The sequence below is a fragment of the Paenibacillus sacheonensis genome, from assembly GCF_009909195.1.
GTDB classification, from domain to species: domain Bacteria; phylum Bacillota; class Bacilli; order Paenibacillales; family Paenibacillaceae; genus Paenibacillus_Z; species Paenibacillus_Z sacheonensis.
Window position 1 is genome coordinate 13142 of the sequence record NZ_JAAAMU010000025.1, and the last position, 16953, is coordinate 30094.

The 16953-nt window shown below is 53.4% G+C and carries 17 protein-coding genes and 1 pseudogene; 15 read left to right on the forward strand and 3 right to left on the reverse strand.

The annotated features are described in order from the left end of the window. Nucleotides 1-219 precede the first annotated feature (219 nt). Nucleotides 220-1806 (forward strand): peptide chain release factor 3, encoded by a 1587-nt coding sequence (locus GT003_RS28675; protein ID WP_161704457.1) that lies wholly within the window; start codon nucleotides 220-222, stop codon nucleotides 1804-1806. Between the two features lie 123 nt (nucleotides 1807-1929). Here the strand turns inward: GT003_RS28675 and GT003_RS28680 are convergent, their stop codons facing one another. Continuing rightward, nucleotides 1930-2343, reverse strand: a complete 414-nt coding sequence (locus GT003_RS28680) for a TM2 domain-containing protein (protein ID WP_161704459.1) — start codon at nucleotides 2341-2343, stop codon at nucleotides 1930-1932. 3 nt (nucleotides 2344-2346) lie between these two features. Then, nucleotides 2347-2691, reverse strand: coding sequence for a TM2 domain-containing protein (locus GT003_RS28685; RefSeq protein ID WP_161704461.1), 345 nt, complete (start codon nucleotides 2689-2691; stop codon nucleotides 2347-2349). A 147-nt stretch (nucleotides 2692-2838) separates the two neighbouring features. Between GT003_RS28685 and GT003_RS28690 the strand changes: the two genes are divergently transcribed. From GT003_RS28690 to GT003_RS28710, 5 genes are all read left to right on the forward strand, one after another. Further along, nucleotides 2839-3915 carry a LacI family DNA-binding transcriptional regulator gene (locus GT003_RS28690; RefSeq protein WP_161704463.1) on the forward strand — a complete coding sequence of 359 codons (1077 nt, stop codon included), beginning with the start codon at nucleotides 2839-2841 and terminating at the stop codon, nucleotides 3913-3915. Between the two features lie 72 nt (nucleotides 3916-3987). After that, entirely contained in the window at nucleotides 3988-5151 is a 1164-nt protein-coding gene (locus tag GT003_RS28695; protein ID WP_161704465.1) for a Gfo/Idh/MocA family protein, read from the forward strand. Nucleotides 5152-5253: 102 nt separating this feature from the next. After that, nucleotides 5254-5877: a ThuA domain-containing protein gene (locus GT003_RS28700; RefSeq protein ID WP_161704467.1), complete on the forward strand. Its 624-nt coding sequence runs from the start codon at nucleotides 5254-5256 to the stop codon at nucleotides 5875-5877. A gap of 63 nt (nucleotides 5878-5940) precedes the next feature. Beyond that, the gene (locus tag GT003_RS28705) at nucleotides 5941-7035 is read left to right on the forward strand and encodes a Gfo/Idh/MocA family protein (RefSeq protein ID WP_170312370.1); all 1095 of its coding nucleotides are present in this window, start codon (nucleotides 5941-5943) and stop codon (nucleotides 7033-7035) included. Between the two features lie 93 nt (nucleotides 7036-7128). Next, nucleotides 7129-8226 (forward strand): Gfo/Idh/MocA family protein, encoded by a 1098-nt coding sequence (locus GT003_RS28710; protein WP_161704469.1) that lies wholly within the window; start codon nucleotides 7129-7131, stop codon nucleotides 8224-8226. A 285-nt stretch (nucleotides 8227-8511) separates the two neighbouring features. On the opposite strand, the gene sspI is transcribed toward GT003_RS28710, so the two are convergent. Beyond that, entirely contained in the window at nucleotides 8512-8748 is a 237-nt protein-coding gene (sspI, locus tag GT003_RS28715; protein WP_161704471.1) for a small acid-soluble spore protein SspI, read from the reverse strand. A gap of 147 nt (nucleotides 8749-8895) precedes the next feature. Between sspI and GT003_RS28720 the strand changes: the two genes are divergently transcribed. The 9 genes and pseudogenes from GT003_RS28720 (at nucleotide 8896) to GT003_RS28760 (ending at nucleotide 16824) form a co-directional block, all read left to right on the forward strand. Continuing rightward, entirely contained in the window at nucleotides 8896-9561 is a 666-nt protein-coding gene (locus GT003_RS28720; RefSeq protein ID WP_161704473.1) for a potassium channel family protein, read from the forward strand. 17 nt (nucleotides 9562-9578) lie between these two features. Continuing rightward, nucleotides 9579-10388 carry a TrmH family RNA methyltransferase gene (locus GT003_RS28725; protein WP_239566149.1) on the forward strand — a complete coding sequence of 270 codons (810 nt, stop codon included), beginning with the start codon at nucleotides 9579-9581 and terminating at the stop codon, nucleotides 10386-10388. A gap of 242 nt (nucleotides 10389-10630) precedes the next feature. After that, entirely contained in the window at nucleotides 10631-10954 is a 324-nt protein-coding gene (locus tag GT003_RS28730; RefSeq protein WP_161704475.1) for a helix-turn-helix domain-containing protein, read from the forward strand. Between the two features lie 280 nt (nucleotides 10955-11234). Next, nucleotides 11235-11606, forward strand: a pseudogene (locus GT003_RS28735) (saccharopine dehydrogenase C-terminal domain-containing protein); the annotation flags it as partial. 483 nt (nucleotides 11607-12089) lie between these two features. Continuing rightward, entirely contained in the window at nucleotides 12090-12278 is a 189-nt protein-coding gene (locus tag GT003_RS28740) for a hypothetical protein (protein WP_161704477.1), read from the forward strand. An 8-nt stretch (nucleotides 12279-12286) separates the two neighbouring features. Beyond that, a complete protein-coding gene (locus tag GT003_RS28745; RefSeq protein WP_161704479.1) occupies nucleotides 12287-13306 on the forward strand; it encodes a GGDEF domain-containing protein in 1020 nt (339 codons plus the stop codon). Nucleotides 13307-13792: 486 nt separating this feature from the next. Further along, complete coding sequence (locus tag GT003_RS28750; protein ID WP_338046038.1) at nucleotides 13793-14770, forward strand: alpha/beta hydrolase; 978 nt, start codon at nucleotides 13793-13795, stop codon at nucleotides 14768-14770. Nucleotides 14771-15067: 297 nt separating this feature from the next. Then, a complete protein-coding gene (locus GT003_RS28755; protein ID WP_161704481.1) occupies nucleotides 15068-15967 on the forward strand; it encodes a LysR family transcriptional regulator in 900 nt (299 codons plus the stop codon). Beyond that, nucleotides 15952-16824, forward strand: a complete 873-nt coding sequence (locus GT003_RS28760; protein WP_161704483.1) for a LysR substrate-binding domain-containing protein — start codon at nucleotides 15952-15954, stop codon at nucleotides 16822-16824. The genes GT003_RS28755 and GT003_RS28760 overlap by 16 nt, the downstream gene beginning before the upstream one ends. Nucleotides 16825-16953: the final 129 nt, after the last annotated feature.

Below are 16953 nucleotides of genomic sequence, written 5' to 3' on the forward strand. Positions count from 1 at the left end.
AGGATGGATGGCGCAACGTTCGAAGGCGGTCATTCATCCTTCGCTGTTTCGCAGGCAGCGTGCTCGGCGCGTAAGGCGGCAGCGCTTGAAGGATGAAGGATGATCTTAAAGGCACTTTATATATTGTCATAGCGCCGCTTGAACAAGGGGAACCCCTGACGTACAGGTCCTCGCGTTCGTGCTCGGCGGCAATGGAAAAGAGAGACGAAGGGAACTATCATGAGTAAAACTATTACGGACGAAATTAAACGGGAAGTCGAGAAACGGCGCACGTTCGCCATCATTTCCCACCCGGATGCGGGTAAAACGACACTAACGGAGAAGCTACTCCTGTTCGGGGGCGCTATCCGCGAAGCGGGATCGGTCAAAGCGCGCAAAGCCAGCCGTCACGCGACGAGCGACTGGATGGAGATCGAGAAGCAGCGGGGGATTTCCGTTACGTCCTCCGTCATGCAATTCGATTACAGCGGCCACCGCGTCAATATTCTGGATACCCCTGGTCACCAGGATTTCAGTGAAGACACGTACCGGACGCTGACGGCCGCGGACAGCGCGGTCATGCTGATCGACGTCGCGAAAGGCGTCGAGGCGCAAACGATCAAGCTGTTCCAAGTTTGCAGCAAGCGCGGCATTCCGATCTTTACGTTCATCAACAAATTGGACCGCGAGGGCCAAAATCCGTTCGAGCTGATGGAAGAGCTGGAGCGGGTGCTGGGCATCCGGGCCGTTCCGATGAACTGGCCGATCGGCATGGGCCGCGAGCTGTGCGGCGTCTATGACCGGATGAAGAACCAAGTAGAGCTGTTCAAAGGGAACGATCACTCCACGATCGAGGTTCTGAAGGTCGAGGACTATAACGATCCCCATATTCGCGAGATGGCCGGCGATTATTTGACCGACCAATTGATCGCGGACTTGGAGCTGCTCGACGTTGCGGGCGATCCGTTCGACTACGAGAAGGTTCGCGCTGGCGAGCTGACGCCGCTCTTCTTCGGCAGCGCGGTCAATAATTTCGGCGTGCAGACGTTCCTCGAGAACTTTCTGCAGCTGGCGCCGGCACCGACCCAGCGCCAGAGCACGACCGGTCCCGTGGATCCGACGAGCGAGAAGTTCTCGGGCTACGTGTTCAAGATTCAAGCGAACATGAATCCGGCTCACCGCGACCGGATCGCGTTCCTGCGTATCTGCTCGGGGCGTTTCGAGCGGGGCATGAGCGTTCGCCATGTCCGTAACGGTAAAGACATCAAGCTGTCGCAGCCTCAGCAATTCCTGGCGCAGGACCGCGATATCGTCGAGAATGCGTATCCGGGCGACATCATCGGCTTGTTCGATCCCGGTATCTTCCGGATCGGCGATTCCCTCTCGCAGGGAAGCGAGATCGTCTTCGACGAGCTGCCGACGTTCTCTCCGGAGCTGTTCGCGAAAGTGACCGTCAAGAATGCGCTGAAGCATAAACAGTACCAGAAGGGCATCGATCAGCTGACCGAAGAAGGCACGATTCAGGTGTTCCATTCCACGGGCAATTTCGACGAAACCATTCTTGGCGTCGTCGGCCAGCTGCAGTTCGAGGTATTCGAGCATCGGATGCGTTCGGAGTACGGCGTGGAGATCATGCTGCACCGCATGCAATTCCAATTCGCGCGCTGGATCGTCGACGATAAGATCGACCCGTCCAAATACAGAATCAATTCAACGCTCGTCAAGGATAAGAAAGACAACTACGTCGCGCTGTTCGAGAACGAATACGCGATGCGCACCGCAATGGATAAGAATCCGACCTCCAAGTTTTTGGAGATGGCGCCTTAATGAACAAAGACCTCGCGACCGCAGCAATGCGGTACGCGAGGTCTTTCTTTTGACGTGAGCAGGTTTCAACCGTTAGGACGGAGATCAGCGGCAATTGTAGAGATCCGCTTCATGACGTGCGGATCAGCCGCGTCCGGCCAGCTGTTCCATGCGGCGGTGATGCACGATGGCGGCGATGATATCCTGCTCCACGGCGGCATTGTATGCGCGAAGCATGCTCGGCAGCAGGAAGAGATCGACGATGATCCAAACAAACAGCGCAAGTCCGGGCAGAATGCATAACGTCAAGGATACGATCATGAGCGAGGTAGAATCCGAAGCAGATGCGACGATGCTGATGAGGTAGAAGAAAAGGGCAGCGGCGAAGAGGGTCAGCTGAGCGGCACCCGAGCCTTTACGCTTCAGGTAGAAACGATGGAGTCCAAAATGGCCGCCCAGCAGCATCAGATAGGCGACGCCCGCCGATTTCTCCGCGCGCCGGAGCTCGGAGTTCAGGAGCATCAGCTCGTTCAAGGACAAGTCCTGTTTATTCAGCATGGACTAGCGGCTCATCGCATTATTGAAATGCTTTTGGGACAACAGGTCGTTCAGGATTCGGCCTTCCAGCTTATCATTCTCTTCTTTGACGATGCCGTGCAGCAGAAACGCGTCGATTAGCGCCCATATGCCGGTTACCACAGCCCCGACGATCGTCAGCGTCAGGATGAGCATAACGATGGCCGTTCCCGTTCGTTTTACATAGAAACGATGCGCGCCGAAGCCGCCCAGGAAGAACCATAGAATATAAGCCACAAGCATGCTCTTGCCCTGCGATCGTACTTCTTGGTCCAAAAGGAGCAGCTCGCGGGTATCCAATTGGCTCTTTTGCGCGATGTTATAATTCAAAACTACCATTCCCCTTTAAATGTAATCCTGATATTTTCGACTCACCTAGTATAAAGGAACCATTCGAATTCGACAAGGAATTACTAGTACAATTACTAAAATATAACACTCGCTGACGCGATTCGCCGTTGACAAGAGTAGGAGGCCATGAGAGAATGTACGCGTGTACATTTGAAGCATGACGCTGAACGGGAGGAAGGACTTATCCGTAAAAAAGTCGCTGCGCTCGCGGGCGTGTCGGAGGCGACGGTTTCGCGCGTGCTGAGCGGCGGCGGAGCAGTGAAGGAGGAAACGGCGAAACGGGTCATCGAGGCGGCGCAGCAGCTGAATTACGTGCCAAGCGCGCTCGCGCAGCGGTTTGCGCTCCGCAAGAGCGGGAACTTGGGCGTCATTCTGCCGATGCTGCCGAAGGTCAATCTGTTCTCGACGTATTATTTCTCCGAAGTGCTAAGCGGCATCGGCATGACGGCCAAACAGCGCGGGTATGACTTGCTGCTGCTCTTCCGCGAGCCCCATGAGCCGAGAGATTACGCCAATTTGTTCCGGACGCAGAAGATCGACGGCTGCGTCATCCTGGGCGCGCAGGACGTACCGTCCGAACGCGCCGCGCTGACAGAGCTGCAGGAAGGCGGCTATCCGTTCTGTCTCGTCAATCAGCGCTTCGAGGGCGAAGCCTACAATTCGGTGGATGCCGATCAGCAGGCCGGCAGCCGCGATGCAGCACGGCATTTGCTGACACAGGGCTTCCGCAGCATTTGTTTCCTGAACGGACCTTCAGTGTATTCAAACAGCCAGGATCGGCTGCAGGGATACCGGGATGCGCTGGAGGAAGCGGGGCTGGCATTCGATCCCGTGCAGGTGCTGACAGGCAATTACAGCCGGAAAAGCGGATACTTGCAAGCGAAAGCGGTTGCAGCGCTCGTGCGCGAACGTAAAATCGATGCCGTGATTGCCGCGAACGACCGTATGGCGATCGGGCTGCTGCAGGGACTCAAGGAGCTCGGCATTCGCGTCGGGGATGAGGTAGCCCTCATCGGCTGCGACGATTCCGATCTTGTGCGGATGACGGACCCGCCCCTGACGTCGATCCGCGTACCGTTCTTCGAAATCGGCTGCGAAGCGGCTTCGAGGCTGCTCGATCTCGTAACGAACGCCGAAGGATCGGGGTCCTTCGACGTGAAGCTGCCCGTGAAGCTGATTGAACGCGCTTCCTCGGCGCCGTAAGACTCGGAGCTCGTCCGAAATGGATGCGAGCATTTCTTATCAACCTAACTTAATGAGAGGTGGAACGAAACGATGAGCAATATTCGAGTAGGCATGATCGGTTATAAATTTATGGGGAAAGCGCACAGCAATGCCTATCGCGCGCTGCCGATGTTCTTTCCGAACGTGACTCGCCCGCAGATGGTGGCGATTTGCGGCCGCGACGCCGCCGGCGTTGAGCAAGCCCGCGCGCAGTTCGGTTGGGAAAGCGCGGAGACGGATTGGCGCAATCTTATCGTGCGCGACGATATCGACGTGGTCGACATCAATGCGCCAAGCGACGCGCACAAGGAAATCGCGATCGCGGCCGCGGCCGCAGGCAAGCATATCTTCTGCGAGAAGCCGCTGGCCCTCAACCTGGCGGATTCGATCGACATGCTGAACGCGGCGGAGAAGGCCGGCGTCAAGCACATGGTCGGCTTCAACTACCGTTTCGCACCGGCTGTCCAGCTCGCCAAGAAGCTTGTCTCGGAAGGCCGCCTCGGCAAAATCTTTCATTTCCGCGGCTTCTTCCTGCAGGACTGGATCGTCGATCCGCAATTCCCGCTCGTGTGGCGCCTGCAGAAGGAAATCGCCGGTTCCGGCTCCCACGGCGACCTTGGCGCGCATGTCATCGACATGGCTCGTTTCCTGGTCGGCGAATTCCAAGAAGTCATCGGCATGAGCGAGACGTTCGTCAAGGAGCGTCCGCTGCCGACGACGATGACGGGTCTCAGCGCAAAAGGCGACGCCGATGCGCCGAAAGGCCAAGTCACCGTCGACGACGCGACGCTGTTCCTGGCCCGGTTCGCGAACGGCGCCCTCGGCAGCATCGAAGCGACGCGCTTCGCGCCTGGACATCGCTGCACGAATTCGTTCGAGATCAACGGCAGCAAAGGCAGCATCAAGTTCGATTTTGAGCGCGTCAACGAACTGCAAGTATACTTTACGGACGACGCCGACGACGTGCAAGGCTTCCGCCGCGTCCTGGCAACGGATGCCGCGCATGCTTACAGCGAAAATTGGTGGCCTGCCGGTCACACGATCGGCTACGAGCACACGTTCACGCACGAGATGGTCGAATTCATGAACGCGATTGCCGAAGACCGCCAGCCGGTGCCGAACTTCGTGGACGGCGTGGAATGCCAAGCGGTCTTGGAAGCGGTCGACAAATCCATCGAGGAGCGCCGCTGGGTCGCGATCTCGGAGCTGCGTTAACCGTTCGATCATTCGTTAGCGTTCGCGTTTGCGTTCATTCATATAAACCTTCATTCAATTTCAGCAGGGTAAGCCTAATATGATATAGAGGATGGAACAGACATGAAAAAAGCATTGATCGTATGGGGCGGATGGGACGGCCATCAGCCGAAGGAAGTAGGGGAGATCTTCTCGGGCTTGCTGCGCGAGGAAGGCTTCGACGTCACGGTATCCGATACGCTCGCTTCGTTCGAGGACGCGGAACTGATGGCAAGCCTCGACCTGATCGTACCGGTATGGACGATGGGCCAGATTACGCAAGAACAGCTGCGTCCGCTGCTGGATGCCGTCAAAGCGGGATGCGGCATCGCCGGCTGTCATGGCGGCATGGGCGATTCCTTCCGCAACGAGACGGAATTCCAGTTCATGGTGGGCGGCCAGTGGGTTGCTCATCCGGGCAACGACGGCGTGCATTACGACGTGAACTTGGTTGACGCCAACGACCCGCTGACGAGCGGCATCGGCGACTTCGAGGTCGTCTCCGAGCAGTACTATATGCATGTCGATCCTGCGGTCAAGGTACATGCGACGACGAGCTTCGGCGACGTGAAGATGCCGGTCGTATGGACGAAGAATTGGGGACAAGGCCGGGTGTACTATAATTCGCTGGGCCATCAAGCAGATATCGTAGCAATGCCGCAGACGCTTGAACTGATGCGCCGCGGATTCCTATGGGCAGCCCGTTAATCATTCATTTTACATTCAACACTCAATCAATCATAGAACGTATCCACGTGGGAGGAACCGATCATGAAGCCAGTTAAAGCAGGCATTATCGGCTGCGGCAATATCAGCCACATTTATTTTACGAATCTGCAGAAATACCCCGAAATCGAGCTCGTCGCTGCTGCCGATATCGATATTGAACGCGCGAAAGCACGCGCTGTGGAGTTCAACCTGGCTAAGGCCTATACGGTCGAGCAGCTCTTGGCTGACCCGGAGATCGAAATCGTCGTGAACCTGACGATTCCGAAAGCCCATGCTTCCGTCTGCTTGCAGGCGCTGGAAGCCGGCAAGCATGTGTATGTCGAGAAGCCGATCGTCGTGACGCGCGAGGAAGGCAAGCAAGTGCTGGAGCTGGCTGCAGCGAAAGGACTGCGCGTTGCAAGCGCGCCGGAAACGTTCCTGGGCGGCGGCATCCAAACCTGCCGCAAGCTGATCGACGACGGCGCCATCGGCACGCCGGTCTCCGCGACGGGCTTCATGATCTGCGGCGGCCACGAGAGCTGGCATCCGGATCCGGAATTCTATTATGAAATCGGCGGCGGTCCGATGTTCGATATGGGCCCGTACTACTTGACGGCGTTCGTGACCCTGTTCGGCCCGATCGAACGCGTGACGGGTTCCGCGCGCATCTCGTATCCGGAGCGCACGATCACGAGCGAGAAGAAGCGCGGCAAGCAAATCGTCGTCGAGACTCCGACGAACATTACGGGCGTGCTTGATTTCGAGAACGGCTTGATCGGCACGCTGATCACGAGCTTCGATGCGAAAGCAGGCACCTCGCTGCCGAATATCGAAGTTCACGGCAGCGCCGGAACGCTGCTCGTACCGGATCCGAACGGCTTCGGCGGCACGGTCAAGCTGCGCCGCGCCGGCGGCGACTGGGAAGAGATCGAGCTGACACACGGCTTCACGGACAATAACCGCGGCATCGGCGTTGCGGATATGGCCCGCGCTATCCGCGAAGGCGGCCAGCACCGTGCGAACGGCGAAATGGCTTACCACGTCCTGGAAGCAATGCATGGCATTCACGACGCCTCCCGCGACGGCAAACATTACAACATGGAGAGCCGCTGCTCGCGTCCCGAGCCGATGCCGGCGCTGGAAACGCAGTCGAAATAAGAAGCGAATTGGTGTATATTGCAGGTAGGGTGAGAGCCTGCCCTTAACGGGCGGGCTGTTTCTTATATTCGGAGCCAAGGGAGATCATGAAGGATGAAGCCTGTTAAAGTCGGTGTTGTCGGCTGCGGCAATATCAGCCACATTTATTTTACGAATTTGAAAACCTATCCGGAACTCGAACTCGTGGCCGCGGCCGATATCGATCTGGAGCGCGCGAAGATGCGTGCCGAGGAATTCGGCTTGGCTAAAGCGTATACGGTGGAGCAGCTTATGGCGGATCCGGAGATCGAGATCGTCGTCAATTTGACCTTCCCGAAAGCGCATGCCAATGTCTGCCTGCAGGCCCTAGAAGCGGGCAAGCATGTCTACGTCGAGAAGCCGCTCGCCGTCACGCGCGAAGAAGGCAAGCGAGTGCTCGAGCTGGCCGCCGAGAAAGGGCTGCGCGTCGCGAGCGCGCCGGAGACGTTCCTGGGCGGCGGTATCCAAACCTGCCGCAAGCTGATCGATGACGGCGCGATCGGACAGCCGATCTCGATATCCGGTTTCATGATGGGCGGAGGACCGGAGGGTTGGCATCCGGATCCGGAGTTCTTCTACGAGATCGGCGGCGGTCCGATGTTCGATATGGGCCCGTATTACTTGACGGCTTACATCACGCTGCTGGGACCGATTCGCAGAGTGACGGGTTCGGCCGTCATCCCCTATCCGGAGCGGGTCATCACGAGCGAGAAGAAGCATGGCAAAGTCATGAAGGTCGAGACGCCGACGCATATCGCGGGCGTTATCGATTTCGAAAGCGGCGCCGTTGGCACGCTGATTACAAGCTTCGATACGAAGGCCGGAACTTCGCTGCCGAACATTGAAGTGCATGGCAGCGCGGGATCGCTGCTGGTGCCGGATCCGAATACATTCGGCGGCACGGTCAAGCTGCGCCGGCTGGGCGGCGAATGGGAAGAGATCGCGCTGACGCACGGCAGCACCGACAACAATCGCGGGATTGGCGTGGCCGACATGGCGCGCGCGATTCGCGAGGGCGGCGAGCACCGCGCGAACGGCGCGATGGCGTATCATGTCCTGGAAGCGATGCATGGCTTCCACGACGCGTCCCGTGACGGCAAGCATTATGAGATGGAGAGCACATGCCTGCGCCCTGCGCCGATGCCGGCGTTGGAGGAAACACCTGCCTCATAAGCCGCGGCAAATGCTGCGAGAGCAGACATTCACGCAGCTTAATCCGCAAACGCAAAGCAGCCTGTCCGCAATGGACAGGCTGCTTTGTTTGTACGTCAACCTTTACATGATTGCGGCTTGAATGAGAGACACTATTCGTAACAAAATACGCAAAGATACGCCGGACGCTGCATGCATCCGGCGTATCCGCAAACTATGAGGTACGCGCTGCGGCAGAATGACTTCCGCAGGGCATGGTTACGCAGGTTCTTGCGATTTGCCGACTAGCGCAGTGGCTGCTCCCGGCTAACTTGGACTTGGCGCAGTCTGTTCGGCATGGTGAAGATGGTTGTACAGGAGTTCGACCATTCGGTTTCGTTCGGGTCCTGGGCTGTCCTGCCAGATCATTTCGAACAGAACGCCTAAACCGGGAAGCGCCATTTCGTCGCTGCCGATGGAGCTTTCGATGACGTCGGTCAATTCCGCGCCGGATTTATCCTGGACCCGCCTAACGATCGCTTGCCGCAAATCGAGATTGTTCAAACCTGATCCCTCCATCACCTGATTTCCCGATTAATATCTCCCCCGTTGGGTGAATTCATGCCGCGCCGGGGCTGCGCCGCGTTCGGTTATCGCCGGAAGTTATGCTATAATAAGCTAACCAAGGCAGAGGTTACGGGAGGTATCGGTTTGGCGAAGAAGCAGTATGCCGTCATCGGCATGGGCAGGTTTGGATCCAGCGTGGCGCACGAGCTATCCGAGTTAGGCTTCGATGTGCTCGCCATCGACGCGGACGAGCATAAGATCCAGGACGTCTCCGACTGGGTGACCCACGCGGTCGCGGCGGATTCGACGGATGAAGACGCGCTGCGTTCGCTGGGACTGCGGAATTTCGACGTCGTGGTCGTGGCCATCGGAGAAGACATTCAGGCAAGCATCATGACGACGCTTATCCTGAAGGAGCTTGGCGTGCCCGAGATCATCGTTAAAGCGCAAAATGAATTGCATGGCAAGGTACTGAACAAAATCGGGGCGGACAAGGTCGTGTTTCCGGAGCGGGATATGGGACTGCGGGTCGCGCATCATCTCATTTCGCCGAACATCCTGGAATACATCGAGCTGTCGAACGACTACAGCATCGTGGAGATGAAGGCACCGGACTTTACGATCGGCAAGAATCTGCTAAAGCTCGATATCCGGGCCAGATATAAATGCAACGTGCTGGCCATCAAGAAGGGCTCCGAGCTGAACATCACCCCGAACGCGACGGACGTGATCGAACCGGACGACGTACTCGTCATCGTAGGCAAAACCGAGGATTTATCCGAATTAGAACTTTCGTATGCGGAAGGCTGAATAGAGGCGTGGGGAACATGAATACTAAACGTACGACGATGAGCATTACCTCGCTGCAAAACGAAAAAGTGAAAGCGATGGCCGCGCTGCTGGAGAAGAAGCACCGCGATCGCAGCGGACGTTTCCTGATCGAAGGCGTGCATCTCGTTCAGGAGGCGCTGCTTGCCGGTTCCGACGTTGAGACGATCGTCATCGACTCCGAGCGGGGCGTCCCCGGCGAGCTGCGGACGCTGCTGGGACAAACCGACTGCGAGCTGATCGAAGTCACGCCGGCGATCATGGCCAAGTGCACGGGGACGGATTCGCCGCCGCCCGTGTTCGGCGTTGTGGCCAAGACGGCGGCGGGTGACGCGCCGCTGTACCGGTCCGACTCGCTCGTCGTCGTACTGGACGGCGTTCGCGATCCAGGCAACGTCGGCACGATTATCCGCAGCGCGGACGCGGTCGGCGCGGATGCGGTGATCCTCGGCCGGGGCTGCGTGGACCTGTATAATCCGAAGACGGTACGCTCGACGATGGGATCGTTATTCCATATTCCCGTCGTCGAAGCCGATCTGACGGAGCTGCTCCCGGAAGCGAAGCGCCAAGGCATTCACCTCGTGGGGACAAGCCTCCAGGCTTCGGCTACCTGCTACAGCTACGATTGGCGCGGACCGACATGGCTGCTGCTCGGCAGCGAATCGAACGGATTGTCGGAGGCGGCACTCGCGCAAGTCGATACGCGGATGATTATTCCCATGCATGGGCGTTCGGAATCGCTGAACGTGGCGATGGCATCGACGGTGTTGTTGTATGAGGCCATGCGGCAGCGGCGATATGCGCCTTAAGGGGCGAAGCTGTTGTTGGGTTGTGGGTTATAACATCAATTGCGACTGTTTATATGATGATTTGAGACAAGTTATAACATCGTGAAGAATGTGAAACTCCCCGTGAATTAAGGCTTCTGGGGAGTTTTGCTTACGAATATGGTTTTACAGATTCTATTTTTAAGTATGAAATTGAGGGGTTCTTTTCTATACCGTATGATGAGACAAACCCGAACTAATTAGGTTTGGTGGAGGCGAGCGATGTGTATGATATTGGGGGAAGCATTAGACGTCTACGAAAGCTGAACATGCTTAATCAGAATGAATTCTCACGAAGGATAGGGATTTCACAGGGAAGCTTGAGTGATATTGAATCTGGGAAATGTAAGCCTTCAATAGATACTGTAGTATCCATTCATCAAACATTTAATTGTTCCCTAGAATTGCTTTTAACAGGTAATATGCAAATAGGAGATAAAGAACTCTCTGATATGGAATCTAGATTACTTCAAGTGTATCGGGAATTAGATTCTAAAGATAAAAGTGAAATTTTAGAGATTGCTTCACTTAAGCTCAGAATTCATTAATCTTATGCACAATATTTAATACATATCTCGGGATACGATAGTTCAATGATGATATCCGGCAGCCGGTCAAACGATCAGCAGCCGTTTTTATTGGACGGTGCAAGGGTGGTATATAGAAAAAGATGCGAACCGCCGTTACTGTTACGTTGTCTGGTGATAAGAATATTATCTCAGTAAAGGCCGCGAATATGGTCATACCAGTAAGTAGACAAATGAAAAAAGTTAAGCTGCCAACGCGCATCGATACTCAATCGGTGCGCGTTGTTTTAGTTTGGCTTGACGTCCGCGGGAGATTACGTTGCCGGAGCCGTACGGAACGGCAACGCAGTACATTATTCCGCATGCGGAGACGAAGACGCTCGCCAAGGCGCTGGCCGGCATCATGGACTGCATCTCCGCGTATTTGTATCAATCCAAGGAAGGCAAGGAAACCGAGATGTACGGGTATGCCCTGCATAGCGAGGTTACCGGGACAAAGGACGGCAAGCGCATGAAGCATACGCTGACGCATCCGGCTTCGGATGGCACAGTAGAAGGCTGGGAGGAGTTGCGGGCTTATACGCGCAACGTCGGTATTCCGCTCGCGGTCGCAACAGAGCTGATCGCTAAAGGGCATGTCGGGCAAACCGGCATCGTAACGCTGGAGGCCGCAGGTTATCTTCGAAGGACTGAAGAAAGCTGTTAATCCATGAGGAAGAGGAATCGCTGGAATCCTGACGAGGAAACGGCTTCAATACATGTACAACAGGAGGCGGCCGCGATGCCGCCTCTTTTCGAGAGATTTCCAAAGGACGGGGCGTTTGATTCATTTTACGAATAAAACATATTATCGATCAATACGGTTTTATCTATAAAACAGATCGGGAGAAGTTATAGGGTAAGGTTGGTCATTCCTATAGTTTGTACCTATAGATTGTATAGAAAGAATAGAATTGATCGATAGAGTTGCCTTTCAATATGATGTAGTCATGCGATGGGCTTCGAACGATTTGGAATGTCGTCGTAAAGACAATCGGAGAAAGCAGGGATTTTGCATGTTTGATGGTTAGCAAGGCATGTTCGCAATCATGGCGGAACGTAAAAGGGAAATCCGCGCAAAATCTCTACGCTAAAACCTATAAGGGAGTTAATCATCGTGGCAGCATGCCAGGTAAATGAATGGCTGGATGAATACAATGATTATATGTTGCTCTTTCATATGTTCGGAGACCGAACCTATCTGGATGAAGCGGAAGAAATAATGAAGAGCATGGAAATATATGTGGGACGAATGCTTAGAATTGAAAAATTAAACCTTGCCTCTGTACCTGTCATTTGGAGTTGATGGCCTTTATGATTTGGGCTTTTTTGCTGCTGTGCATAGGGTCAATCTGCATCACGCGCATGTTTGCGATCATGCCAATTACAAGGGATGATCTATTCCACAAGATTAATGAAGGCGTGCTCATTCTGGACAAATGCTATCGGCTGGCTGCATTTAATCGAGCAAGCGAAAATATGTTTGCCCACTTAAACCAAAAGATGGTAGGTTATCCTTTTGCGATCGTGTGGCGGGAGCTCTTCGGAGTGGAATTTCCGTTACAGTTTGAGATCGCTGCAGGTAATATGGTCGTGCAGCTGTCGGTATCGGATCATCCACCGCTGCGAACCTATCAAGTACGAACCTCAGTTTTGCAACATGACGAGGATAACAAAGGGTACTTGGTCTTATTTACGGATATTACGGAGCTCAGAAGATTGCATATAGAGCTGGAGCATGTAACGTATGATGGCGAGCGTATTGCTGCCGATATGACGAAGCTTAAGATCCGGCATACGGAACTGGAGCATCTCGCGTTCTGCGATGAGCTGACCGGAATATATAATCGCCGGGCATTTCTTCAACGAGGCAGTCAAATGCTTGCCGAAGCCAGGCAGGACTTCGAAGCATTTACCGTTGTAATGATGGACGTCGATTATTTTAAAAAAGTCAATGACACCTACGGACATTTGACAGGGGACCAGTTGCTAGTGCACGTAGTCCAGGCATGCCGGTCACAGTTGCAAGCAGGGGAGCTGTTTGCCCGATACGGCGGGGAGGAATTCGTATTCGCACGAAAGAGCTGCGGTGCAGTTGAAGGCGAGGCGTTTGCCGAACGAATGCGAATGGCGGCCGCGCAACCGTTTGCCGCATCAGTGGGGCATATTTCCATTACGGTCAGCCTTGGCGTTGCGGAAGCCGGCAACGGGGTGGAGGAGACGTTATCACAGCTGCTCAGCAAGGCCGATGAAGCTTTATACATTGCGAAGCAGCAGGGACGTAACCGCGTATGCGTCCATGGAGGAAGCTTCTATAAGGTGAATGGTTACTAAACGGCCCCTTTTGTGCAAACGGGGCTATTTGTCGTGAGGAGAAGATCCTATGGAATTCCAGTCGCTATGCATAAAATGCATAAGAAAACGCGATGATTCGTATAGAAATAACCTTATTGATGGACGAAATGTCTGCTTATAGACTGAAGTACAGAAGCGAATGCGTTGCTTCAAGACAGAAAAAACAAAGGAGAGCGATTAATGAAGAAGAAAATGAAAACAGCCGTCTTGATCGCGATGGCGCTGGGGATGACAATGTCCGGCGGAGTCGGCGTGTATGCCGGAAGCAAACTGCAGATGATCACGGCGTATTTGAACAGCGACATTCATTTCAAGGCCAATGGCGCAAATTACGTTCCTGCGGATGCGAAGGGCAATAAGGTCTTGCCGATCAGCTATCAGGACGCGACTTATCTGCCGGTTCGCGCCCTGGCGGATGCCATGCATGCTTCGATCGACTACGACGATCAGAAAAAACAGATATGGATCGGCCCCGCAGCGTCCGGACATAATACCGTCCCACTTTCAAACAAAGCGGTGCTTGAACCGGCTGCCCAGAAGTTCGTAGAAGATACGGCCAACCCTCCTTACTTATTCGATCTCGGCCCGGAGGCGGGAAGAAAAGCCGTGGATCAAGTGCAATCGGGCGACGTGGAGATGCCGGACGTCGATCTGCAGCATCTGACGATCCCGGGCGGTCCGAAAGGCAGCGTATCCCTTACGATCGTTCGTCCGAAGGACGTCAAGCAGGATCTGCCTGTCATCTTGTATACGCATGGAGCGGGTTGGGTATTCGGAGATGCTCTTACGCATGGGCGTCTAATTAGCGAGCTGGCCGTCGGTTCGCAATCAGCCGTGGTCTTTACGAATTACGATCTTTCTCCAGAAGCGAAATATCCGGTCGCTATCGAAGAAATTTATAATGCGCTATTGTGGGTAGCGAGCGATGGGAAAAACTTTGGACTCGATTCGAAGGAAATTACAGTCGCTGGAGATAGTGTGGGAGGAAATATGTCGGCGGCAATCACATTGATGGCCAAAGACCGCAATGGGCCCAAGATTAGCAAACAACTGCTCTTCTACCCCGTTACCGATGCTAGTTTCGATACGCCTTCTTACCAGCAGTTCGCTACGGGGTATTTCCTGCGTCAGGACGCCATGAAATGGTTCTGGAATCAATATACGACGGATCCGAAACAAAGGAACGAAATTTACGCTTCGCCGCTCCGGGCAACGATCGATCAGTTAAAGGGACTTCCGGAAGCGCTTATTATCACCGCCGAGGCCGATGTCCTGCGAGATGAAGGCGAAGCCTACGCAAACAAGCTCAGAGAAGCCGGCGTGCCCGTGACGGCCGTGCGTTTTCAAGGGATTATCCATGACTTTGTCATGTTGAATGCATTAAAGGATACGAATGCCGCGCGCGGAGCGATGCTGCTGGCTAATTCTTGGCTATCGCAGTAAGGGAAATCTCGGTATCGAAACCTCATTATTCGTGACCTCTAACACAGGTTGAAGCCGCTATTCGTCCGGTATCCCCTTCAAGTCGTCACTCGAATTACCGCCATGCTGCCATGGAGGTTCGAGCGAGGCTTTGGAGGGGATATTTTTGATTCCGTTTTACGAATCTGCATGAAATCGCACGCGCCGAACCTAAAATCCGGCAACCTTAACCTGAAATCCAGCGGATTTATTACCAGGCAGATTCCTTCATATAATACGTATATAGGTGTAAGACTCTAAAAACCAAGGGTGAAACATATGGAATTGCGCCAGCTGGAATATTTCGTTCAAATTTGTAAATCCGGGAGTTTCACGAAAGCCAAGGAAGCGTTAGGGGTGACGCAGCCGACGCTAAGCCAACAAATGCGGGTGTTGGAAGACGAGTATAATAGTCCATTGTTCGATCGGGTTTGCAGAGGAGTCGAAGTAACGGAAGCGGGAAAAATTTTATTGAATAAGGGCACCGCCATCTTGAATCTTCTTGATGAGGCGAGAAATGAAATTCGCGGCCGTAACAGCAGGGCCAGAGAAACAATTTCTATCGGATGTTGTCCCGCTGAACTTGAATATCTTGCTCCTTACTTTATGCGATTTCACCAACAGTACCCGCATATTTCATTGAGCATAACGGATGCGGAGGATGCCGAGAAAGAAGTTTTGGACCAGAGGATAGACGTCGGGATCGCTGCACATGCCGTTTCGGATGCTTCCGTCAAGTCGAACCATTTGTACCGACAAGAAATGTCGCTGTTGGTTCGCGCGGATCATCCTTTAGCGAATCAATTTGCAATCCCCTTTCAATCTTTGAAGCAAATGAATTCAATCATGTTCCGAGAGCAAAACAAAATGCTGATTGACATGTATTGTTTCTCTTGCGGGTTTAATTTGAAGTCGATCATAGAAACGTCCTCCACGTCGGTATTGGTTCATTGGGTTCGTCGCGGACTTGGCGCTTCTCTCGTACCTGCATCTTTGCTTGAAAATGTTCGGGATGATTCCTTGCGCATGGTGAGATTGGAAGGCCATGTTCCTTGTTGGGATATATCGCTAATTTATTTGAATTCAGTGGCCATGAAGTCTACGGCACGCTTATTCGTACAAGCAATGAATGCATACCTAAACGAGGCTGAGGTGAATCTTTTGTGTTCAGGCAATTAGAATGTTTTATTCAAATTTGCAAAGAAGGAAGCTTTACGAAGGCTGCGGAAGTTTTGATGGTTTCTCAACCTACCTTAAGTCAACAGATTCGATATTTAGAGGCAGAAGTCGAAACCCCTTTGTTCGAGCGATTCGGCAGAGGAGTGAAAATAACGGCCGACGGGGAAATACTTTACGAAAAAGCGCTCTCCGTGATGAGGCTCATCGATGAATCGAAGAAAGAAACTCGCGAGCTGCGCAGCGCTTTGGCTCGGACAACTAAACTTACGATAGGCATCTCGCCTATGGATTTCTTTTGTTTAATCCCTCGCTTCTCGAATTTCCATGAACAGTATCCCGATATTAAATTGAAATTTACCAGCGTTGAAAATATAGCGCAGCAATTATTGAATGGCAGTATCGATATCGGAATTACGGATAATCATGATCCCCACAAAGAAATTCATATGATGCATCTATATAAAGAGGAACAGGCATTGTTCGTTTATGCCGATCATCCATGGGCAGGTCGAAGCTTCGTCTCTCTTCAAGACTTGGAACAGTTAGAAACATCCTTGCTGGTAGGGGATATCCAATTAATTGAGTACTTTCATTCTTTCAGTTCTAAGATAAGCAAGTCCTTGCAATCGGTGTTCGAATCGACATCCACGGAAATTCTCCTTTCTATGGTATTGCAGAAGATGGGAGTAGCCATTTTTCCTGTTTCTTCATTCGATCACGTTTCTGGCCGGCAATTGAAAATGATTCGTCTCGTAGATCCAACGCCGGTTCGCGAGATGAAGCTTGTTTATAAAAAACGCCATTACGGAAATGCTTCCGTTCAGAAATGGATCGATTATTTTTTTCTTAACCAATGAATTTGCGAGTCAAGACGAAGGGTCACCTCTTGTCATGCTCGCTTTTTTTAGTTGGCGGCGCTGCCGAAATGTAGTTGCGTTCTCTTGTCGTTTGCTACTAAACATTTTATACTATCAATTAAGTCAGAC

Bases quoted from the DNA above. Each gene is read 5' to 3' on its own strand.
- GT003_RS28675 (WP_161704457.1), top strand. From the start codon at position 220: ATGAGTAAAACTATTACGGACGAAATTAAACGGGAAGTCGAGAAACGG.
- GT003_RS28680 (WP_161704459.1), bottom strand. From the start codon at position 2,343: ATGCTGAATAAACAGGACTTGTCCTTGAACGAGCTGATGCTCCTGAAC.
- GT003_RS28690 (WP_161704463.1), top strand. From the start codon at position 2,839: ATGAGAGAATGTACGCGTGTACATTTGAAGCATGACGCTGAACGGGAG.
- GT003_RS28695 (WP_161704465.1), top strand. From the start codon at position 3,988: ATGAGCAATATTCGAGTAGGCATGATCGGTTATAAATTTATGGGGAAA.
- GT003_RS28700 (WP_161704467.1), top strand. From the start codon at position 5,254: ATGAAAAAAGCATTGATCGTATGGGGCGGATGGGACGGCCATCAGCCG.
- GT003_RS28705 (WP_170312370.1), top strand. From the start codon at position 5,941: ATGAAGCCAGTTAAAGCAGGCATTATCGGCTGCGGCAATATCAGCCAC.
- GT003_RS28710 (WP_161704469.1), top strand. From the start codon at position 7,129: ATGAAGCCTGTTAAAGTCGGTGTTGTCGGCTGCGGCAATATCAGCCAC.
- GT003_RS28725 (WP_239566149.1), top strand. From the start codon at position 9,579: ATGAATACTAAACGTACGACGATGAGCATTACCTCGCTGCAAAACGAA.
- GT003_RS28745 (WP_161704479.1), top strand. From the start codon at position 12,287: ATGATTTGGGCTTTTTTGCTGCTGTGCATAGGGTCAATCTGCATCACG.
- GT003_RS28755 (WP_161704481.1), top strand. From the start codon at position 15,068: ATGGAATTGCGCCAGCTGGAATATTTCGTTCAAATTTGTAAATCCGGG.